Here is a 21121-nt window from a genome sequence, read left to right on the forward strand (position 1 = left end):
GACCGGGCCACGGGCGGACCCACGGCCGTGGGTCGGGGCTCGCGTCAGCTGGCGCGGCGGGCCCGGGCGGTGCGGCGCTTGAGCGCGCGGCGCTCGTCCTCCGACATGCCACCCCAGACGCCCGCGTCCTGGCCGGACTCGATGGCCCACTTCAGGCATGTGTCGATGACCTCGCACCGACGGCAGACCTGCTTGGCCTCCTCGATCTGGAGGAGGGCAGGGCCCGTGTTGCCGATCGGGAAGAAGAGCTCGGGGTCCTCGTCGAGGCAGGCGGCCTTGTGGCGCCAGTCCATGTCGATCTCCTTGAGTCAGGGGAGACCCGGCGCGCGGCTCGGCACGCGGCTCTGTGGAGCCGGGTGAAGGCGCAGGTAGGCCGGGAAATCGCGATTGGGCGGGAAACTCCAACAAGATTCACACCTCGTGAAGGGGTGCACAAGAGGTGTCAGGCAAGTTTCTAGTGCGTGAACCGTGAGGCTTTGCTCACACTGTCATGAAACCGCAGGTCGCAGGTAGTCTCTTTCGTCATGCCGCAGAGCCCGCAGCCTTCGCAGGATCCCGATCAGCCGGGCGCCATCACCGATCATCTCGCGCCAACCCGGGGGGTGCGCGCCCTGCGTGGTGCCCTCGTCGCCGAAGCGGTTCTGCTCGCTGCCGCCGCTGTCGGCGTCGTCGTCGACCTGGTGGCGCGGCACGGCTCCGCTGGGGCACGGGAGATCGGCATGGGGGCCTTCCTCGTCGTCTGCGCGCTCGGCGCAGGGTGGGCGCTGCTCGCGGCCGCACGGGCGCTCGGCGCCGGGCGGCGAGCCGGCCGGGCCGTCGCCATGACATGGCAGATCTTCCAGGCGATCATCGGCGCGACCGCGCTCGCTGCAGGGTCCACCTGGGCCGTGGTGATCGGGGCGGTGTTGCTGACGCTCGCCGTCGTCGTGGCGTTCCTGCTGCTCACGCCGCGCGTGGTCGCGGCGACGACGCGCTCCTGACGTCCGGGCCGGCGAGCTGGACAGGCCGCACGGCGCCGTCGACGACGAGCGCGCCGCGGCCGGGCAGCTGAGCGCCGGGCTCGACGGCGTCGTCGAGCGCCGTGCCGAAGACCTCCTCGGCGCCGCGGTCGGCCGGGCTGAGGATCACGCCGGTGCGGGCGGCGCGCAGGTGCGCCAGGAGCCCCCGATGCGCGAGCGACGCCGCGAGGATCGTGGCCGACGCGACGACGGCGACGGCACCGTCCGCGGCGAGCTCCGCCAGCCGGTCGGTCTCGAGGGGGCAGGTCTGCGCGACGGTGTCGGCGTCGTCGAGGAGGAGGACGGGCGGGGCAGCCTCGGGCCCGGCGCCCTGGGCGGCGAGCTCGTCGAGCTCGTCGAGCAGGGCGCGGAGCGTGCCCGGCGTGGGCGGCAGGGCGCGGACGCCCAGGTGCGCTGCTTCGGCCAGGAGCCCGCGGTCGCGGGCGACGACGAGAACCCGGGCACGGCGGCGCGGCGCGGCTCCTCGGTCCAGTCCGTGCAGGAGCACACGCAGTGCCGCGGTGCGACCGGACCCGCGCGAGCCGACGACGAGCGCGCCCGCGCTGACGTCGAGGCGGACGGGCGCGGCGTCGTCGCCGCCCAGCCCGATCGGCGGTTCCAGGGCGCCGTCCCACGTGGGCCCGGGCAGGGTGTCCGGCCCGGAGTCGAGCTCGGCGAGGGTGACCCGTCGCGGCAGCGGGAGCACCCGCGGTGGCGCTGACGCGGGTCCGGTCCGCGCGCCACCGGCGTCGTCCGGCGCGCACTGTGTCGGGCGGACCACCTGACACTCCACCGGGTCGCCGCCCGACAGCCACACCCCCCGGCCCGGCGTCCGGCCCCGTCCGGCCAGCGGCGACGGGGCGCCGAGCATCACGTCTCCCGCCGCGTCGCCCGAGAGCAGCACCAGTCGCGGCCCGAACCGCGCCGCCAGGCCGCCGATCGAGGCCGACTCCGCAGTGACCGCGAAGGCGGCCGTGCCCGCGGCGAGCGCGGCGGCGACCGGGTCGTGCGACGGCGTCGAGAGCGCCGAGCGCAGCTGCTCCACGCCGTCGACAAGCACGAGGACCGGCGGCGTGTCCTCCGCCGGCAGCTGCACCATGCGCAGGAGGCGGCGAGCGCGTCGGGGGTCGTCGGGCCCAGCCAGGGTGCCGAAGCCGGGATGCGCGGCGAGCGGCGCGAGCTCGGCCGCTGCCGGCGCGGGCGCGAGGACGTGCACGTGCCAGCCCCGTGCGAGCGCGGCCCGGGCGAGTGCGCCCAGCGCTGAGGTACGGCCGGAGCGTGCCCGCCCGAGGACGGCAAGGTGGCCCGTGGCAGGGTCCCAGCGGATGGTCGTGCGGGACTGCGTCGGAGGCGAGTCGCCAAGGGCGAGCGGGAGTGTTCCCGGAGGGACGGGGTCGAGCTCACCGGACCCGACGACCGACGGGAGCGGCGGCAACCACGGCGCCGGCCACCGCGGGCTCGAGGCGCCCGCGGTGGCCCGCGCGACGAGCGCCGCCAGCGGGTCGACGCCGGCGCCGGCCGGTCCCGCGTCTCGGTCCGGGTGCACCGGAGCGGCGGCCGATGCCGACGGCCCGACCCCGGCGACACGAGGCACGTCGTCGTCCGCCCACGCCGACGCCCGCCCCACCACGCCCGCGCCGCCGCCGGGCGCCGCCCCCGCGTACCCGCACTGGAGCGCGACGGGCTCTGCGGCCCCCACCCGCAGGACGGCGCGGCCGGGCACCCCGCCCGGGACGCGCGCAGCCGCGGGGGAGTCGAGGACGTCGTGCGAGTCGGCGACATCGACCACGCGCAGCGCCAGGCGCGCCGAGACGTTGGCGCGCACGTCGGCGGAGACCGCCCCGGCGGGGCGCTGCGTGGCGAGCACGAGGTGCACCCCCAAGGACCGGCCCTGCGCCGCGACGCGGAGCAGACCAGGCAGCAGGTCGGGCAGGTCGTCCGCCAGGGCGCGGAACTCGTCGACCACCACGACGAGCCGGGGCAGGGTGCCGGGCGGGAGCGCATCGGCGTCGGCGACCGCGTGCGCGGCGAGCAGCTCCTTGCGGCGCCGCAGCTCGGCGCGCAGCCCCTCGAGCGCGCGGGCGGCGAGCCCGGCGTCGAGGTCGGTGACCTGGCCGACGACGTGCGGGAGGTCGGCGCACACGCCGAACGAGGCACCACCCTTGAAGTCGACGAGCGCGAGCGCGAGCTCGTCGGGCGTGCGGCGCAGCGCGAGGGCAAGCACGAACGACTGCAGCAGCTCCGACTTGCCGGCGCCCGTCGTTCCTGCGACCAGCAGGTGCGGGCCGTCCCCGACAAGGTCGAACGTCACGGTCCGGCCGGACGCGTCGACCCCGAGGGGCACCGCCCAACGCGGTCCGTCGTCGGCTTGACCGGCGGGTAGCAGGTCCGCGAGCGGCACGACGGCGGGCAGGCGCGGGTCGGCGGGGTCCGCGCCCGCGGACAGCGGGGCGGCGTCGACGCCCGCGCGAGCGGGTCTGGACCACAGCCGCCCGACGTCGCGGCCGAGCGCCCGCGCCCCTGCGAGGCGGCGCGCGAGGCGCTCCGCCCACTCGGCGCCTACGCCGACGAGCGGCTCGACCTTCGCGCCGCCGCCGGGCACCGTGCGCCGCACCAGCGGGGCCGCCCCCGGTGGTGCGACGACGTCGAGAACCGCGCGGCACCACGACGGCACCTCGCCGTCGGGCGGCAGGCAGAGCACGACGGCGTCGCCCGCCCGGTGCGCGGCGTGCGCCGCCTCGAGGTCGGCTGCGGTGGGGGAGTCGACGACCAGGACGGCTCCGCCTTCACCGCCGAGCCAGCGACACCACGACCAGGTGCCTCGCCCGGCCCCGGCCACGCGGACCGACGCCCCGCGGGCCGCGAGCCCGGCGACGACGGCGCGCGCGACCGCGCGGCACTCGCCGAGCGGGCCGCGCACCGCCACGACGCCGTCGGCGAGCGGCTCGGCGAGCGGTGGTCCAGGGTCGCGCAACGCGGCTCGCCATGCGCTGTCGGGCGCGAGCAAGGCGCCGAGGGTGGCGAAGACCAGGCGGGCCGGTGCGACGGCGGATCCGTCGGAGCCGCCCTGGCGCAGGCCCGCTGCCGGCGGCGCCAGAGGCTGGGCCGCGCGGCGCCGGCGCACGGCGCCGACCACCTGCGGGATCGCCGCGAGCACGCCCATCAGCGAGAAGAGCGCGACGCTCGGCTGCCGGAGCACGACCGCCAGCCCGACCGAGCCGAGCACGGGCAGCAGCGCGGTCGCCAGCGTGGCCATCGCGCCCGGCCCGCCGGACGCGGGGGCGACGGAGCTCTCGGAGGTCCCGGCGCGCACCAGGTCGAGGAGAACCTGGGCGTCGCCGGACCGGTAGAGCTCGTATCGGCAGCCCGCCTCCAGGGCCTCGCCGGGCCGCCAGCGCCGGCCGATCGGTCCGAGCCGGCGCCGCCGTTCGCGGCCGTCGGGCAGGCCCTGCACCAGCGCCGCGCCAGGCGTGGTGAGCGCCCGCGGCGAGACCCGCGCCCGGACGACCCCCCGAGACGAGAGCCGCACCTGTGCGCCGGCGGGCAGCACCAGCGGCTCGCGCGTGGTCAAGGCGGCGAGCTCGCCCGCCCCCGTCCCGGTCACCCGTGCGACGAGCCGGGGCGAACCTACGGCGGCGTCGTCGGACCAGACTCTTGTGGGCCGCCCGCCGAGCGGTCGCCCGCCGTCGGCCCGCAGCGTCACCCCCGGGAGCAGCGGCCGCTCGCCGACCACGCTCCCCGGCTCGAGCTCCACGCCGTCCGCGCGCAGCGCGACGTGCCGCAGCTCCGGACGGCGCAGCAGGTCGGCAAGGGGCTCGCGCAGCTCGGCGAGCGTGCGCCCCGCGGGCAGCAGCACGTCCTCGCCGGGGTGCACGGTGACGCGAACGCCGCCGCGGTGCCTGGGGTCGGGGATCACGCCGCCCAGGATGCCGCCCCGACGACTCGGACGAGGACCCCCTGTGGACAACCCTCGGGCATGCCTGAAACCTCCAGCCCAGTTCCCTGAGCTGGAGGCTCCAAGCACACCCTGAGCGCGTCCGGCGCTACTCCGTGGCGAGCGCCGCCACCGGGGACGGGCGGACCGCGGAGCGGCCCGGCGCCACCGACGCCACCAGGCCCGCGACCAGCGCAACCACCGCGACCAGCGCGAGGTCCCGCCACGGGACCGACAGCTCCACCGGGCCGACCACCCCGAGCGCCGCGAGCGAACCCGCCCACCCGTAGGCGAGCCCGAGCACGATGCCGAGCACGGCGCCGACGCCCGCGATGAGCATGCCTTCGACCGCCAGCATCCAGCGCAGCTGCCCGCGCGTGACGCCGATCGCCCGCAGCGTCGCCGACTCGCGGCGTCGCTCCAGCACGCTCAGCGACAGCGTGTTCGCCACGCCGATGAGCGCGATGACGACAGCGACGGCGAGCAGGCCGACGACGATCGCGAGCGCGGTGTCGATGACCTGCTCGTACGACGCACGCTCGACGGCGGCGCCCTGCACCGCCACGGGCTCGCCGGTGTCCGCGACGGCGTCCTGGATGGTGGCGACGGCGGAGACGTCCCCGTCGGCGAGCGAGATCCAGAGCGCGCTGGGGTCCGGGTGCGCGTCGACAGCGGCGAGGTCCGCCGGAACGACGAGCGCCGACCCGACGCCGGCCCCGTCGCTCACGGCAGCCGTGAGCGTCGTCTGCCCGTCCGGCCCGTCGAACGTCACGGCGTCGCCGTCGTCGACCTTCCAGACCGAGGCGAGCTCGGAGGGGATGACGACCGTGCCGGGAGCGAGGTCGGCAACGACGGACGCGTCGTTGAGCGCGGCGAGCGCGGACGCCGGGTCGACGCCGAGCAGCGAGGCCGAGGGCAGCTGATCGTCGGGGGTGCCGGCGGGCACCTTCCCGACGACGATGTTGCCGTCGGCGTCGTTGTACCGGCCCCCGATCGTCACGACGCCGGAGACCGGTCTCGCCACGGACGCCACGCCCTGCGCGCTGTCGACAGCGGAGACGACGTCGGCCGGCACGGAGGCGGACCCGCTGCCGTCGTCGACCGCCTCCACCAGCACGTCCACCGGGAACTGCTCGTCGAGCTGCGCCGTCAGGCTGGTGCGGGCGCTCGCGGCCGCCGTCGACATCATCGCGACGAGCGTGACGCCGATGAGCAGCGCCGTCGACGTCGCCGCGGTGCGGCGCGGGTTGCGCAGTGTGTTCGCTGCGGCGAGCCGCGCCGTCGGCCCGGACAGACCCACGAGGCGCCCCGCCCAGGAAGCCACGCGCGGCAGCCAGAACACCGCGGAGACGGCGACGCCGACGAACGAGATCGCGCCGCCCGCGATGCCGGCGATCAGGCCCCTCTGCGCGCTCTCGCCGACGGTCCCGAGCGCGGCGCCGCCCGCCAGCAGCGCGAACCCGCCGAGGATCGCGACGGACGACAGGACCAGCCGGACACGCCCGGCCGAGCCCTTCTCGAGGGATGGCCCGTCGTCGGGCCGCAGCGCCGCGAGCGGGGCGACGCGCGTCGCGTTGCGGGCCGGGACGAGCGCGGCGAGCACGGTCACGGCCGTGCCGACCAGCATCGGGATGAGCACGACCGGCCACGTCAGGTGGATGCTCGCCGGCAGGAACGCTGCCGCCTTGCTGTTGCTCGCGACGACCAGGGCGAGCTGACCCAGGCCGCAGCCGACGAGCACGCCGACGAGCGACGTCACCACGCCCAGGAGGGCAGCCTCGAGCAGCACGCCCGCGCCCACCTGCCGCTTGTTGGCGCCGACCGCGCGCAGCAGGGCGAGCGTGCGGGTGCGCTGAGCGACGAGCACCTGGAACGTGTTGGTGATGACCAGGCCTGCGACCAGCAGCGCGATCGCGGCGAACGTCAGCACGAAGACCAGGAATATGACGTCCTCGCCGCCGGTCATGGTCTGGGCCGTCGCGGCGGCGTGCTCGTCGGGGGTGACGACCTCGGTGCTTTTGGGGAGCGCCTGCAGTAGCGCGGCGCGGACGTCGTCGAGCGCCGCGCCGTCGGCGAGCACGACCGCGGCCTCGGTGAACGTGAGGTCGGTGCCGTCCGCCTGGATGCGGGCCGCGAGGGCGTCGGCGTCCATGACGGCGGCACCGCCGGACATGCCGTACGCGTTCTTGGGGTCGTCGACCAGGCCGGTGACGGTGAACCTGTCGGTCTCGGTGCCGTCCTTCACCCAGCGGTCGACGCCGATCGTGTCCCCGACCCCGGCGCCCAGCCGCTTGGCGACGTCCGGCGGGAGCGCGATCTGGTTCTCGCCCGTCGGCCACTCGCCGTCGGTGAGGGTCAGGGGCATGAGCCGGCCGTTCGGCGTCGTCGGGATCACGCCCTGGTAGATGGTGCGGCCGCCCGCCGTGAGCGACTGGAAGGACTGAATCTGGCCGGCGGCGCTCGCGACGCCCGGCGTCGTGCGGATCGCGTCGATCTCATGGGCAGTGAGCGCGGCGCCGTCCGGCGCCTCGACGACCAGGTCCGCCTGGGCGTACTGCGCGGAGATCGCGTCGTACGCGGAGCGCGTGATGAGGTTGCCCGCCAGCAGCGACGCGGCGACGAACGCCGTGCCGATGACGATGGCGATGCCGGCCGCCGTGAGACGGCCGATGCTGCGGCGCATCTGCGCCAGGGTGAGGCGCAGCATCAGGCACCCGCTCCCGTGCCGTCGAGCTCCTCGACCGGGCCCTCGAGCGAGCGCAGCGCGTCGAGACCGGCGAGGACGGCCTCGGGCGTCGGGTCGGTGATCTCGCCCGCGATGCGGCCGTCGGCCAGCAGGACGACGCGGTCCGCGTAGGCGGCGGCCGCCGGGTCGTGCGTGACCATGATGATGGTGCGGCCGAGCTCGCGGACGGACCGCCGCAGGAAGCTGAGCACCTGGGCGCCCGAGCGGCTGTCGAGGTTGCCGGTCGGCTCGTCCGCGAAGACGACGTCGGGCTTGGCGATGAGGGCGCGGGCGATCGCGACGCGCTGCTGCTGGCCACCGGACATCTCGGCGGGCCGGTGCTCGAGCCGCTGCTCGATGCCGAGCGTGCGGGTCAGCGTCGCGAACCACTCGCGGTCCACGGTGTCGCCGGCCAGCTCGACGGGGAGCGTGATGTTCTGCGCGGCCGTGAACATCGGCAGCAGGTTGAACTGCTGGAACACGAAGCCGACGCGGTCGCGGCGCAGGAGCGTGAGCTCCTTGTCGCCCAGCCCGGTGATCTCCGTCGAGCCGATGAACGCCTGGCCGCTCGTCGCGGAGTCCAGGCCGGCCAGGAGGTGCATGAGGGTCGACTTGCCCGAGCCCGACGGGCCCATGATCGCGGTGAAGCGGCCGGCCTCGAAGTCGACGTCGACGGCGTCGAGCGCGCGCACCTCGGCGGCGCCACGGCCGTACGTCTTGGCGAGCGCGCGGGCACGGACGGCGGCGACGGCGCGTGCGGGGGCGCCGTCGGGGCGCGCGCCGCCGTCGGCGAGCGGGACGAACACGGTGGTGTCCACGGAGTACTCCGGTTCAGGGGGTCGCGGATGTTTCAGAACACCCTGACGGTAGGAAAGGAGAGGGCCGGAGGTCGTCGCCCCACGGTCTGGTCCTGCGACCTGCGGCGTCATACCCAGGTCGTACATGCGCACCACCTCGCCCGCCTCCTCCATCTCCTCTCCCTCTCCTTCCCCTCCTCCCCCCCGTCTTCCCCGTTGTCAGGTCGAGGGCGCGCCCCGCCGCCTCTTGGCCCTGACAACGCGCACGCCTCCTTGGGTTGTCAGCGCGACGGGGCGCTCGGGCGCGCCATAGTCCTGACAAGCTCCACGGGACCGGGACCGGGACCGGGCTCGGGCCCGGGCAGCCAGGAGCGAGACCCGACGGGGTGCCTTGACGAGCGACGGCTGGTCGTCGTGCGAGACCAGGACGATCTGAGCGTCTCCCCAGGGCCGTGAGCACGACGTCGTCCACAGGACGGCGATCGGCCGGCGATACGCCACGCCAGGGCGTGCAGTCTTCGCGGCGTGACCGGAAGCTCCCGCGCCCTTGATGCAGTTCCGGGCCTCCGCGCCCTCCTCGCCCGCCAGCACGACGTCGTCACGCGGCAGCAGCTGGCCGCGCTCGGCGTGACGAAGGACCACGTGCGGTGCCAGTACGCGGCGGCGCGATGGCAGGCGGTCTCCGAGCAGGTGATCGTCACTCACCGCGGACCGCTGAGCCGGTCTGCCCGTCTCTGGGTCGCGGTGCTCGGTGCGCCTTCGGGGAGCGTGATCGGAGCGCTCACGGCGCTCGACCTCCTTGGCCTGCGCGGGTGGGGGCGCGACGGCGTGCACGTCGTCGTGCCGCGCGGGGCGACGGTCGAGCGATACCCGTGGCTCGTGGTCCACGAGTCCAGGAGGCTCCGCTCCGATCACGTCGTCGACGTGGGCGGGCTGCAGGCGCACTGTGTCGAGCGCGCGGCCGTCGACGCCGCTGCGTGGCAACCGTCCTGGCGAACGGCAGCCGGGCTGATGGCCGCCGTCGTGCAGCAAGGGCTCACGACCGTGGAACGGATGCACACGATGCTCGACGAGGTCGGGGCAGTGCGTCACCGCCGGGTGTCGAGAGAGGCGCTCGCCGACATCGCGGGCGGTGCCGACTCCCTCGCCGAGATCGACTTCGCACGGTTGTGCCGCGCAGCGTCGCTCCCCGAGCCGACCCGGCAGAGCGTGCGTCTCGACGCGCGGGGGCGACGCCGGTTCCTCGACGTCGAGTGGCGCCTCGGCGGGGGACGCCGGCTCGTCGTGGAGATCGACGGCATCGGTCACATGGAGCGCGACCGGTGGTATGACGACCTGCTGCGTGACGCCGAGATCGGAGCCGACGCCCGCACGATCCGGATCCGGCTCCCGGCGATGGCCGCGCGCTACGAGCCGGACCGGGTAGCGGCCATCGTTCGCCACCATCTTTTCGGCACCCGGTGAGCCCCATCCGGCGCTCGTCAGGCCGAGGGGGCGTCCGGGTGCCTCCTGCCCCTGACAACAGGACCGCAGCCGGGGGCTGTCAGCGGCAGCGGGCGCTGGGGCGCACCGTGGCCCTGACAAGACCGTGGCCCTGACAAGACCGTGGCCCTGACGAGCCGTGGCCCTGGCAAGCCGGGGCGTCGCGCGTTACGCCCCCGGGCGCACCAAGCCCGTCTCGTACGCCACCACCACCGCCTGCACCCTGTCGCGGGCGCCCAGCTTGGACAGCACCCGGCCGACGTGCGTCTTCACCGTCGCCTCCGCCACGAACAGGTCCGCGGCGATCTCCGTGTTGGAGCGGCCGCGCGCCATCAGCACCAGCACCTCGCGCTCGCGGTCCGTGAGCGTCGCCAGGGCCGCATGCTCGGGGGATGCGTCACCGCCGTCCGCCGATGCCTCCGGCAGGGCCGTCACCAGGTGCTCGAGCAGCCGCCGCGTCGACGACGGCGCGATCACCGCGTCGCCCCGGTGCACCGTGCGGATCGCAGCAAGCATCTCCTCGGGCGGAGCGTCCTTGAGCAGGAACCCGGAAGCCCCGCTCCGGATGGCCTCGAGCACGTACTCGTCGAGGTCGAACGTGGTGAGCACGACGACGCGCGGCGCGTCCGGCGACTCCGTCAGGCGCGCTGTCGCCGTCAGCCCGTCCATGCGGGGCATGCGCACGTCCATGAGCACGACGTCGGCAGGCTCATGGGCCAGCACCCGCAGCGCCTCGATGCCGTCGCCCGCCTCGGCGACCACCGTGAGGTCCGGCTGCGAGTCGATCACCATGCGGAACCCCGCGCGGACGAGCTGCTGGTCGTCGACCAGCACCACCCGAACGGGCCCGGCGGCGCCCTCCGCGCCGGACGGCTCGCCGCCCGGCACCACTGCACCCCGCACGTTCACGCCAGCTCCTTCGTCCCCGCGGGCAGCGGCATCGTGAACCGCACCCGCCAGCCCCCGCCGGGCCGCGGCCCGACCGTCACCTTGCCGCCGAACAGCGCGGCCCGCTCGCCCATGCCGAGCAGACCGTAGCCCGGCGAGCCGCTCGTCTCCGACCCGTCGGCTGCGGCGGCCCCCCGCCCGTCGTCGGACACCTCGAGCTCGACGGCGGTCGCGCCCCACCTCACCACCACGGTGACCGACACGTCCGGCCCGCCGTGCTTGCGCACGTTCGTCAGCGCCTCCTGGCACACGCGGTGCAGCGTCAGCCCGGCTCCGGGCGGCAGCCGCCGGGGCACGCCGACCCGCACGAACGACACCTTCATCCCGGCGCCGCGGGCCTGGCCGAGGAGCAGGGCGAGATCGGCGTCGTCGGGAAGGGGAGTGACGTCGGCCGGGGCGGTCTCGGTGGGCTCGATCATCGGGAGCGCCCCAGCCGGCGCGCCCGGCGACATACCCGGCGACATGCCCGGCTGCGGGGCCAGCGGCGCCCGCACGCCGCCGGAGTCCCGGGGGACCTCGGACCGCAGCACCCCGAGCAGCCGCCGCATGTCGGCGAGCGCGGCCCGCCCGGTCTCGGCGATGACCTCGAGCGCCCGTCCGGCCGCAGCCGGGTCGGCGGACGCCGCGTACCGCCCGCCGTCCGCCTGCGCGACGACGACGGACAGCGAGTGGGCCACGATGTCATGCATCTCACGGGCGATGCGGGCCCGCTCGGCCGCGGTCGCGATCCGGGCCTGCTGGTCGCGCTCGATCTCGAGGCGCCGCGTCCGGTCCCGGAGCGCGTCGAGCATCTCGCGCCGCGAGCGCCGCACCAGCCCGAGGGACCATGCGGCCAGCGCCATGACCCCGGACGTGACGACGATGCCGCTCGTGGTCGAGATGTCCGCGCCGTGCAGGAGGAGGTAGTACCCCAGCAGGCCCGCACCGGCCAGCGCCGTGCCGAGCGCCGCGCGGTGCGCCCAGACCGGGCCGTGCACGGTGACGGAGTACAGCGCGACGAGGATCGCGAAGTCGGCCGGCAGGATCAGCGGCGTGCCCGTGACCAGGTGTGCGACGGCGACGACGGCCACGGCCGCCGTCGACTCCACGGGCCGGACGCGCCGCCACGCCAGCGCCGCCACGAGCAGCACGGACCAGAGCAGGATCGCCCCTGTCCGGTTGCCGCCGAGGAGAGTCCCGTGCGTGCCGAGCGCCGTCGAGGCCACGACGGTGGGCAGCCCCACGACGACCGTGCTCACGACGTCGACGGCAAAGCGGTGCATCTCCGCCCAGCGCCCCGCGCGCTCGTACCAGCCCATGCCCCGAGGCTAGGGGCCGCGCGGCCCCCGCACGTCACCCCGGGGGATGGTTCGTCGCCCGCGGTGTCCGCCCGTGGACGGACCCGCGGGCGACGGCGCAGCGCCGCGCCGGGGCCGACGGCGTGGCGCCAGATCCTCCGGCCGTCACCAGCCGGGATGCCGCTACCATGGCGGAATGACCCACGTGCTGCTAGCCGAGGACGACCCGGCGATTGCCGAGCCGTTGGCCCGGGCCCTCACGCGTGAGGGTTACGACGTGATCGTGCAAGGAACTGGTCAAGGAGCCCTCGACCACGCCGGCACCGCGGACGTCGTCGTCCTCGACCTCGGCCTTCCGGACATGGACGGGCTCGACGTCGCGCGCGAGCTGCGTGGTGGCGGCCTCTCCGTCCCGATCCTCGTGCTCACGGCCCGCGCCGACGAGGTCGACCTGGTCGTCGGCCTCGACGCAGGCGCCGACGACTACGTCACCAAGCCGTTCCGCCTCGCGGAGCTCCTCGCCCGCGTCCGCGCGCTGCTGCGCCGCACGCACGGCGAGGCCGCCGACGAGGAGGAGCTGCGCGCGCAGGACGTCCGCGTCGACGTCTCCGCCCACCGCGCCTTCCAGGGCGACCGCGAGCTGCACCTGACCACCAAGGAGTTCGACCTCCTGCGGGTCCTGGTCGCCAACGCGGGCTCCGTCGTCGTGCGGGACACCCTCATGCGCGACGTGTGGGGCTCCGACCCCGTCGGTTCCACGAAGACGCTCGACATGCACGTGTCGTGGCTGCGCCGGAAGCTCGGCGACGACGCGAACGCGCCGCGCTACGTCTCGACCGTCCGCGGGCTCGGCTTCCGCTTCGAGGCCGGAGCGAGCTAGAGCGTGCGTCGCCGAGTACTCCTCGCGACCATCGCGGCCGTCGCCGTCGCCGTCATCCTCCTCGGGGTGCCGTTGGGCATCTTCGGCGCGCGGTACGCGATGGACAACGAGCGTCAGCGCCTCTCGGACCGCCTCGACCGCCTGGTCAGCAACGTCCAGACGGCGCAGGAAGGCGACTACGACATCCCCGAGGCGGTGATGCGCCGCGCCGTGGACGGGCGGAAGGGTGACCTTCCCGCGTACGCGAGCGTGGTGCTGCCGGACGGCACGTTGGTCGAGGCGGGCGAGCCTGTCGACGGCCCTGGGATGACGCAGGGAGACTCGACCGAGCTGAACGCGAGCGTCTCGCTCACCGTCTCGAGCTGGTCCGTGTGGATCAGGGCGGCGCAAGTCGTGGTGCTCGTGTGCGCGGCGGGTGTCGTCGCGATCGCCGCGGGCGTCGGGATGGCGGTCTGGCAGGCCAACCGGCTGGCGGCCCCCCTGGTCTACCTCGCCGCGTCCGCGGAGCAGCTCGCCGGCGGGCAGGTGCGCCCGCGCCTGGAACCGAGCGGCGTCGAGGAGATCGACCTCGTCGCCGCGGAGCTCGCCCGAACCAGCGACCGCCTCGCCGGCCGCCTCGCCGCCGAGCGGCAGTTCACGTCCGACGCCTCCCACCAGCTGCGGACCCCGCTGACCGCGCTGACGATGCGGCTCGAGGAGATCCAGGCCGCCTCGAAGGACCCCGACGTCCAGGAGGAGGCCCGCATCTCGCTCGAGCAGGTCGAGCGCCTGGTCGCGGTGGTGGACGACCTGCTCGCGTCGTCCCGCCGTTCGCAGGGCGGCACCACCGAGCCGGTGCGGCTGCTCGACATCGTGCGCCAGCAGGAGGAGGAGTGGGGCCCCACGTTCGCGCGCGAGGGCCGCCGGCTCGTGCTCGACGTCCCGGCCGGCCAGCGCGTCCTCGCGACGCCTGGCGCCCTCGCCCAGGTGCTCGCCACCCTCCTCGAGAACTCGCTGCGGCACGGGGACGGCACGACGACGGTGCGCTCCCGCCCCTCCGGCACCACGGGCGCCGTGGCGATCGAGGTCACGGACGAGGGCCCCGGCGTGCCCGACGACATCGCCGGCAAGGTGTTCGAGCGCGGCATGACCTCCGGCGCCGGCACGGGTCTGGGGCTCGCCCTCGCGCGCGACCTCGCCGCGGCCGACGGTGGGCGGCTCGAGCTGGCGCAGCGCCGCCCGCCAGTGTTCGCGCTCTTCCTCGCGGGCGTGCCCCGGACGCTCGACCCCGGCGTCGTACTGCCTCCGGGCACTACGATCTCCTCACGCGGACGCCGAGCACGGCGCAGGACTGGAGGCTGACGATGACGAGCACCGCCGCGGTGACGCCGAGCCTCCGCACCCGGATGTGGGCGAGGCTGCTCGAGCTCGTCCGGTTCGGCTCGGTCGGCGCGCTCGCCTACGTCGTCGACCTCGGGATCTTCAACCTCATCCGCGGCTCGGAGCAGCTGGGCCATAAGCCGATCACCGCCAAGGTGATCTCGGTCGCGGTCGCCACGCTCGTGGCCTGGATCGGGAACCGGTACTGGACCTTCTCCGACCGCCGAACCGACACGCGCGGCCGCGAGCTGCTCGGGTTCGTCGTGGTCAACGTGGGCGGCATGCTCGTCGCCGTCGCCTGCCTGGCGGTGTCGCACTACGTGCTGGGCTTCCGCTCGCAGCTCGCGGACAATGTCTCGGCGAACGGCATCGGGCTGGTGCTGGGCACCGCGTTCCGGTACGTGGCGTATCGCCGCTGGGTGTTCACCGGCACCCATCCGGCACCCGGCGACGGCGAGCGTGCGCCCGGCGCGTGAGCGACCGTCGGCGTGGGGCGCGCCGCAGCCCCGGGTACCCTGGTCACCCGTGACAGCACCCGTGATCGCCGTGGTCGGCGGAGGACAGCTCGCGCGCATGATGGCCCCCGCGGCCGGGGAGCTCGGGGTCCGGCTCCGGGTGCTCGTGGAGGAACCGAACAGCTCCGCCGCGCAGGTGGTCACCGACGCACCCGTCGGCGCCGCGTCCGACGAGGCCGCGATCCGCAGTCTCATCGCCCCCGCAGACGGCGACGCCGCCGCGGTGCTCACGTTCGAGCACGAGCACGTGCCCAACGCGCTGCTCCAGGACCTGCTCGACCACGGCATCCCCGTGCACCCAGGCCCGGACGCGCTGGTGCACGCGCAGGACAAGATCGTCATGCGCACCCGGCTCACCGAGCTCGGCCTGCCGTGCCCGCGCTGGGCGCCCGTCCCGCTCGAGCCCGCCGCCGCGCGGAAGGTGCTGGCGCAGTTCCTCGCCGAGGCGCCCGGCGGCGAAGCCGTCGTCAAGACCTCGCGCGGCGGCTACGACGGCAAGGGCGTGCGCGTGGTCTCCTCGCCCGCCGCCGTCGAGGACTGGATCGCCGCTGCCGCCGACGGCGCCCCGCAGCTCCTGGTCGAGGAGAAGGTGCCGTTCACCCGCGAGCTGGCCGCGCTGGTGGCGCGCCGCCCGTCGGGCGAGGTGCGCACCTGGCCGGTGGTCGAGTCGATCCAGCGCGACGGCGTCTGCTCCGAGGTCGTCGCGCCCGCGCCGGGCCTCTCCGACGCACTCGAGGCGCAGGTCCGCGACCTCGCGGCGCGCGTCGTCGAAGGGCTCGGCGTGACGGGCGTGCTCGCCGTCGAGCTGTTCGAGGCACCGGGCGCCGACGGCGAGCCCGCGGTGTTCGTCAACGAGCTCGCGATGCGCCCCCACAACTCCGGCCACTGGACGATCGACGGGGCGGTGACCAGCCAGTTCGAGCAGCACCTGCGCGCGGTGCTCGACCTGCCGCTCGGCGCCACCGACGCCGTCGCGCCCTGGACCGTGATGGCCAACGTGCTGGGCTCGGAGCTCGTTGAGCTGACCGATGCCCTGCCCGCGCTCATGGCTCGGTTCCCCGAGGCCAAGGTGAACCTGTACGGCAAGGGCATCCGCAAGGGCCGCAAGCTCGGCCACGTCAACGTGAGCGGCGCCGACCTCGACGAGGTCCGGCGTCGGGCCGTGGCAGCGGCGGCGCTGCTGCGCGGCGAGGACATCGAGGAGAGCGCATGAGCACCCAGCCCCAGGTCGGCATCGTCATGGGTTCCGACTCCGACTGGCCCACGATGGAGGCGGCCGCGACCGCGCTCGACGAGCTCGGCGTCGCGTACGAGGCCGACGTCGTCTCCGCGCACCGCATGCCCGTCGAGATGATCGACTACGGCCGTACGGCGTCCGAGCGCGGCCTGCGCGTCATCATCGCCGGCGCCGGCGGGGCCGCGCACCTGCCGGGCATGCTCGCCTCGGTGACGCCGCTGCCGGTCATCGGCGTGCCCGTGCCGCTCCGGTACCTCGACGGCATGGACTCGCTGATGTCGATCGTGCAGATGCCTGCGGGCGTGCCCGTCGCGACGGTGTCGATCGGCGGGGCACGCAACGCGGGCCTGCTGGCGGCGCGGATCCTGGGCGCCGGGACCGACGACGAGGCGCTCGCGCTGCGCCGACGCATGGAGGACTTCCAGGCGGAGCTGGGCAAGGTCGCGCACGCCAAGGGCGCCGCGCTGCGGGCCCGCCGCACGCAGTCCCCGGGTTTCACGGCCTGACCTCAGCACCCCGCGGTCATGACAGCGGCCCTGTTCCTGAGCCGGAACAGGGCCACGGTCACACCCGAGGATCGCGGGCGGTCAGGACGGCATGCCGCCCACCTGGCCCGGCGGGAGGTCGCCGTTGGCGAGGTCGCGCCAGAACGCCGGCGACGTGTCCGGGTCGAGCTGCACGCTCGAGCCCGAGCCGTTCCCGCCACGGAAGTTGAGCGAGCGGATCGGCGGCGTGCCGGTGACCCCGTTCGGGCCGTTCGCGGCGCGGAAGGCCAGGGCCATGCGGGCCAGGTCGACGATGCCCGTGTCCTCGTCGGTCACGATCGCGCCGAGCCCGGCCGAGGCGACCGAGACCTGCTTGCCCGGGTTGAACAGCAGCCCGGGGTTGTTGAGCTTGCCGCCCACGGCCGCGATGACCTCGCGCTGGCGCTGCGCACGGCCGATGTCGCCCTGCGGGTCCTGGTAGCGCATGCGCGAGAACGCGAGCGCCGTCTTGCCGTCCGCGACGTGGCAGCCGGCCGTCCACACGAGCTGGCTGTGCGGCTCGTTGACGTTCATGTCCAGGCACAGCTCGACGCCGCCCACCGCGTCGACGACGTCCTCGACGCCGCCGAAGCCCACCTCGACGTAGTGGTCGACCGTCAGCCCCGAGAGCTGCTCGACGGCCTTCACCAGCAGCTGCGGGCCGCCCCAGGCGAACGCGGCGTTGATCTTGTTCCCGCCGCGGCCGGGGATCTCGGTGAACGTGTCGCGCGGGATCGAGATGAGTGCCGCGGGCCCGCTGGCGGGCTTGTGCAGCAACATGATCGTGTCCGTGCGGGCGCCCGAGACGTCCGGGTCGTCGATGCCGCCGCTGCCTCGAGCGTCCGAGCCTGCGATCAGGTAGGTGGTGCCGGGCGTGTTCGCGGCGCCCGAGAGGGCGTCGACGCGCGTGATCTTGCCGTTGGCCCAGATCAGCAGGCCGATGGGCCAGGCGAGCACCAGCACGAGCACGAGCGCGAGGACGGCGGCGACGACGCGCCCCTTGCGCACCCGCACGGGGCCGGTCGCCGGGCGCGGTGTGCCGGGGTTGACGGAGGGTCGCTGCGCCGGGCGCTGTGCGGGCGGCTGCCCGCCGGCGCGGGCGCCGGCGGCCGCGCCGGTGATGCGGCGCGGTGCACCGTCCGACGGCGTGCGCCGCGGCGCGCCCTCCGGGGAGGGCATGAGGCGCGTGCCGTCGCGCTGCGCAGTGCGGCCCGACGTCGGCGCACCGCCCTCCGGCGTGTACGAGCGCGGACTGGCCTCAGGCTGACGCGGCTGCTGCTGCGCCGGCTGCCGCACGGGCGAGCCGCGGCGCTCCGGCGGCGTCACGGGGATCTCGCGGGAGGACTGGCGGCGCACGCGCGGCTCGACGGAGGCGTGCACGGCGTCGTCGGGCCGGCCGACCCGGCCGCCCGTGGCAGGACGCACGGAGCGTGCGCCCTGGACGGGGATCGCGTCGCCCGGCTCCGGCGGACGGCCGGGACGGCCGGACGGCGTGAACGAAGGCGGCACCTGGCGAGGCTCGGTCATGGGATCACCCACATACTGCGGTCGTGTCGGCGCCCGTGAACGGTCCCTTGTTGGGATTCACCGTCTTGCTGGGCGTCGGAGTCTGGGCCGGCGTCGCCGGGGCGGTCGTGGCGGCGTCCCCGGCAGCCGGGGTGCTCGCGGCGGTCGCGCTGGGCGTCGCAGGGCTCGCGGCCGGCGTGGGGGTGCTGGCCGCGCCTTCCGGCGTCGTCGCGGGGCGGTCGGCGTTGAGGTTGTCCCAGATGGTCCCCGCGGCCCTGGTCCAGACGATCGTCGCCTTGGGGTTTTGCGGGTCTGGAGCCCAGGGCACCGTCATGAACGTGATCGTGTCAGGGCGGACGCTGCGCAGGGAGTACGCGAGTCCGGCGAGTCCGGTAACGGACGAGAAGTTGGAGCTCATCGTGAGCGAGCTCGTGGTCGCGTTCAGGAACTGCAGCAGCTTCGGCGAGTCGGTGAGGAGGTTGGCGCCCAGCACCTCGCGGGCGACCGCAGCCAGGAGCTGCTGCTGGCGGGCGATGCGCTGGATGTCCGAGCCGTCGCCGACCCCGTGCCGGGCTCGGGCGAACTGGAGCGACGTGCCGCCGTCGAGGTGCTGGTTGCCCGCAGCGAGCTTGAGGTTCCCGGCCTCGGGCGCGTCGATCGCCTCCGGGATGCAGATGTCGACGCCGCCGAGGGCGTCGATCATGCCTGCGAAGCCTGCGAAGTCCACGACGATGAAGCCCTGCATGCGGACGTCCGTGAGCTTCTCGACCGTCTGCATCGTGCAGAGGCCCGCCGACTGGAGGTCGCCGCCCTTGGTGTAGCCCTGCGAGAACGCAGCGTTGAACTTGGTGTGGCCCCACGGGGCGGTCTTCTTCCCGTTCGCCGTGACACAGCTCGGGATGTCGACTGTCGAGTCGCGCGGGATCGAGACCATGTCGATGCGCGACCGGTCGCCGGAGATGTGCATGACGATCGTCGTGTCGGACCGGGCGCCGCCCGTGTTCTCGCTCGACGCGAAGTTGGCGTTGGCGCCGTCGCGCGTGTCCGTGCCCATGAGCACGATGTTGAGCGGCGTCCCGGCGTTCGGGTCGGTGGGCACGGCCGCCCTCGGGCGCGCCACACCGGCGTCCGCGAGGACCTGCTCGGCGTCGACCTTCTTGATGTTGCCGGTCAGCTTCACCGCGGCGGTCGCGCCGCCCGCGACGCCGAACGCGAGGAGGGCCGTCAGGACCATGCCGACGGTGCGCATCACGCGGTGGTGGGCAAGGCTGCGGGCGTGCGCGGGGTGACGGGGCGCCTCATCCTCGGCGACCTCGAGATCGGTGCCCGGAAATGCGGACGAGCCGGCCCGGCTGGGTGTGTCGGCCCGGAAGCTCGGGGCGGCGTGGCGAGGACTCACGAGGCAGAAGCGTAATCGCGCCATGTCCGCGGCCTTCGTGCGGTCGGCGCCGAGCGAGTGGAGGGGTTGTGGAGGCCCTCCACTCGCGTCTCAGGCCTGGGGCACCGCGGGTAGCTGGACGAAGCCGGCAGCGGCCAGGGCCTCGATCATGAGGAACTCGCCCTCCTCGTCGATCGAGAACGCCTCCGACTCGGGGATCTCGAACGGGGCGAAGGTGCCTTCGTCGAGCCAGGCGGAGGTCAACCGTCGCACGAGCTCCGATCGCCAGAGGTAGAACGAGCCGTTGATGCGCAGGTAGCGCCGCCGGTTGTCCTGCCGGCGGGTGACGCCCGCTGCCTCGGGGAAGAAGCGGTGCATCGTGCCGTCGGGTGCCGCCTCGACGCCCACCCAGAGCGGGTCGAACCAGGGCGCGGACACGGCGACGACGCCGTCCAGGTCCGGGCGAGACTCGAACAGGGCGATGGCCCGCTCGATCTGCTGCGGGTCGCGCCCCGGGCTGGTCGGCTCGAGCAGCAGCACGCCGTCGTACTGCACGCCCTCCTCGCGCTCGACCTCCGCGAGCGCGTGCCGGATCACCGGCGCCGACGGGGTGTCGTCACGCGCGAGCTCGGCCGGCCGGAGGAAGGGCACGTCGCCACCGAGGGCCCGCGCGGTGGCGGCGATCTCCTCGTCGTCCGTCGTCACGATCGTGCGGGCGACCGACGGGAGGGAGTTTCCGCAGGCGATGGCGTACCCGATCAGCGGGACGCCGGCGAGCGGGCGGATGTTCTTGCCCGGCAGCCCCTTCGAGCCGCCTCGGGCCGGAACGACGGCGAGGATCCTGCTGCTCATCTATGGGCTCCAGATTCAAGGATGGGACAGGAGGTGATGGTGACCGGCCCGCGCACCGGCGCCCCATACTATGGCTCCATGCCAGACCACCCGACTCCCGGTCTCGTGATCGTGGGCGGTGGCGGGCACGCACGCTCGGTGGCAGACGTCGCCGCTCGTCGCGGCATCGCCGTGCTCGCCGTCGTGGATCCGTCGACCCCGGCCGGCTGGGACGTCTCCGTCGTCGGCACCCTCGACGACCTCGACGCCGAGACCAGAGCAGCCACGTTCGTGGTCGCGATCGGGAACAACTCCGTCCGGGCGCGCGAGCTCGCGCTGATCGACCGCCTCGGCCTGCTCCACGCCACGCTCGTCGCGTCCACGGCGACCGTCGGGTCCCCGCTCGGCCTCGGCACCCAGGTGCTCGAGCACGCGCACATCGGCCCAGGCGCTGCGATCGGCCGAGCGGTGATCGTCAACACCGCCGCCGTCGTCGAGCACGAGGCCGTCGTCGAGGACCACGTCCACGTGGCGCCCGGGGCGCGGCTCCTCGGCGGGGCCCACGTCGGCGCCGGCGCGATGGTCGGCGCGGGCGCGGTGGTGCTCCCCTTCGTACGCGTGGGTTCCGGGGCCGTCGTCGGTGCCGGTAGCGTGGTCGTCCGAGACGTGCCCGCCGGCGCCGTCGTCAGAGGTGTTCCGGCGCGAGCACATTGAGCCACCGGCACCGTCC

17 protein-coding genes are annotated in these 21121 nt (G+C 74.8%); 8 read left to right on the forward strand and 9 right to left on the reverse strand.

Annotation, left to right across the window (positions count from 1 at the left end):
• Positions 1 to 44 precede the first annotated feature (44 nt).
• The gene (locus ACO4JP_RS04930; RefSeq protein ID WP_425956270.1) at positions 45 to 293 is read right to left on the reverse strand and encodes a WhiB family transcriptional regulator; all 249 of its coding nucleotides are present in this window, start codon (positions 291 to 293) and stop codon (positions 45 to 47) included.
• A gap of 231 nt (positions 294 to 524) precedes the next feature.
• On the opposite strand from ACO4JP_RS04930, the gene ACO4JP_RS04935 reads away from it, so the two are divergent.
• A complete protein-coding gene (locus ACO4JP_RS04935) occupies positions 525 to 980 on the forward strand; it encodes a hypothetical protein (protein WP_425956271.1) in 456 nt (151 codons plus the stop codon).
• Here ACO4JP_RS04935 and ACO4JP_RS04940 read toward each other — a convergent pair.
• The 3 genes from ACO4JP_RS04940 to ACO4JP_RS04950 form a co-directional block, all read right to left on the reverse strand.
• The gene (locus ACO4JP_RS04940; RefSeq protein WP_425956272.1) at positions 943 to 4914 is read right to left on the reverse strand and encodes an FtsK/SpoIIIE domain-containing protein; all 3972 of its coding nucleotides are present in this window, start codon (positions 4912 to 4914) and stop codon (positions 943 to 945) included. The genes ACO4JP_RS04935 and ACO4JP_RS04940 overlap by 38 nt on opposite strands.
• Before the next feature lie 127 nt (positions 4915 to 5041).
• Positions 5042 to 7639 (reverse strand): ABC transporter permease, encoded by a 2598-nt coding sequence (locus ACO4JP_RS04945; RefSeq protein ID WP_425956273.1) that lies wholly within the window; start codon positions 7637 to 7639, stop codon positions 5042 to 5044.
• On the reverse strand, positions 7639 to 8475 hold the full coding sequence (locus ACO4JP_RS04950; RefSeq protein WP_425956274.1) for an ABC transporter ATP-binding protein: 837 nt from the start codon (positions 8473 to 8475) through the stop codon (positions 7639 to 7641). The genes ACO4JP_RS04945 and ACO4JP_RS04950 overlap by 1 nt, the downstream gene beginning before the upstream one ends.
• A gap of 504 nt (positions 8476 to 8979) precedes the next feature.
• On the opposite strand from ACO4JP_RS04950, the gene ACO4JP_RS04955 reads away from it, so the two are divergent.
• Positions 8980 to 9918, forward strand: a complete 939-nt coding sequence (locus ACO4JP_RS04955; protein WP_425956275.1) for a hypothetical protein — start codon at positions 8980 to 8982, stop codon at positions 9916 to 9918.
• Between the two features lie 186 nt (positions 9919 to 10104).
• Here the strand turns inward: ACO4JP_RS04955 and ACO4JP_RS04960 are convergent, their stop codons facing one another.
• Positions 10105 to 10839 carry a response regulator gene (locus ACO4JP_RS04960; protein WP_425957057.1) on the reverse strand — a complete coding sequence of 245 codons (735 nt, stop codon included), beginning with the start codon at positions 10837 to 10839 and terminating at the stop codon, positions 10105 to 10107.
• Positions 10840 to 10841: 2 nt separating this feature from the next.
• Entirely contained in the window at positions 10842 to 12182 is a 1341-nt protein-coding gene (locus ACO4JP_RS04965; protein WP_425956276.1) for a sensor histidine kinase, read from the reverse strand.
• Positions 12183 to 12357: 175 nt separating this feature from the next.
• Between ACO4JP_RS04965 and ACO4JP_RS04970 the strand changes: the two genes are divergently transcribed.
• Genes ACO4JP_RS04970 through purE form a run of 5 tightly spaced genes read left to right on the forward strand, consistent with a single transcriptional unit; the run spans position 12358 to position 16658 of the window.
• Positions 12358 to 13041, forward strand: coding sequence for a response regulator transcription factor (locus ACO4JP_RS04970; RefSeq protein WP_425956277.1), 684 nt, complete (start codon positions 12358 to 12360; stop codon positions 13039 to 13041).
• Between the two features lie 3 nt (positions 13042 to 13044).
• A complete protein-coding gene (locus tag ACO4JP_RS04975) occupies positions 13045 to 14382 on the forward strand; it encodes an ATP-binding protein (RefSeq protein ID WP_425956278.1) in 1338 nt (445 codons plus the stop codon).
• Positions 14383 to 14384: 2 nt separating this feature from the next.
• The gene (locus ACO4JP_RS04980) at positions 14385 to 14876 is read left to right on the forward strand and encodes a GtrA family protein (RefSeq protein ID WP_425956279.1); all 492 of its coding nucleotides are present in this window, start codon (positions 14385 to 14387) and stop codon (positions 14874 to 14876) included.
• Positions 14877 to 14925: 49 nt separating this feature from the next.
• On the forward strand, positions 14926 to 16128 hold the full coding sequence (locus tag ACO4JP_RS04985) for a 5-(carboxyamino)imidazole ribonucleotide synthase (RefSeq protein ID WP_425956280.1): 1203 nt from the start codon (positions 14926 to 14928) through the stop codon (positions 16126 to 16128).
• On the forward strand, positions 16125 to 16658 hold the full coding sequence (gene purE / locus ACO4JP_RS04990) for a 5-(carboxyamino)imidazole ribonucleotide mutase (protein ID WP_425956281.1): 534 nt from the start codon (positions 16125 to 16127) through the stop codon (positions 16656 to 16658). The genes ACO4JP_RS04985 and purE overlap by 4 nt, the downstream gene beginning before the upstream one ends.
• Positions 16659 to 16739: 81 nt before the next feature.
• Here the strand turns inward: purE and ACO4JP_RS04995 are convergent, their stop codons facing one another.
• The 3 genes from ACO4JP_RS04995 to ACO4JP_RS05005 form a co-directional block, all read right to left on the reverse strand.
• Positions 16740 to 18203 carry an LCP family protein gene (locus tag ACO4JP_RS04995; protein WP_425956282.1) on the reverse strand — a complete coding sequence of 488 codons (1464 nt, stop codon included), beginning with the start codon at positions 18201 to 18203 and terminating at the stop codon, positions 16740 to 16742.
• A gap of 4 nt (positions 18204 to 18207) precedes the next feature.
• The gene (locus tag ACO4JP_RS05000; protein WP_425956283.1) at positions 18208 to 19581 is read right to left on the reverse strand and encodes an LCP family protein; all 1374 of its coding nucleotides are present in this window, start codon (positions 19579 to 19581) and stop codon (positions 18208 to 18210) included.
• A gap of 90 nt (positions 19582 to 19671) precedes the next feature.
• Positions 19672 to 20412: a cytidylyltransferase domain-containing protein gene (locus tag ACO4JP_RS05005; RefSeq protein ID WP_425956284.1), complete on the reverse strand. Its 741-nt coding sequence runs from the start codon at positions 20410 to 20412 to the stop codon at positions 19672 to 19674.
• Between the two features lie 78 nt (positions 20413 to 20490).
• Between ACO4JP_RS05005 and ACO4JP_RS05010 the strand changes: the two genes are divergently transcribed.
• Positions 20491 to 21105, forward strand: a complete 615-nt coding sequence (locus ACO4JP_RS05010) for a NeuD/PglB/VioB family sugar acetyltransferase (protein WP_425956285.1) — start codon at positions 20491 to 20493, stop codon at positions 21103 to 21105.
• Positions 21106 to 21121: the final 16 nt, after the last annotated feature.

The sequence above is a fragment of the Xylanimonas sp. McL0601 genome, from assembly GCF_049852175.1.
In the GTDB taxonomy this organism is placed as follows: Bacteria; Actinomycetota; Actinomycetes; order Actinomycetales; family Cellulomonadaceae; genus Xylanimonas.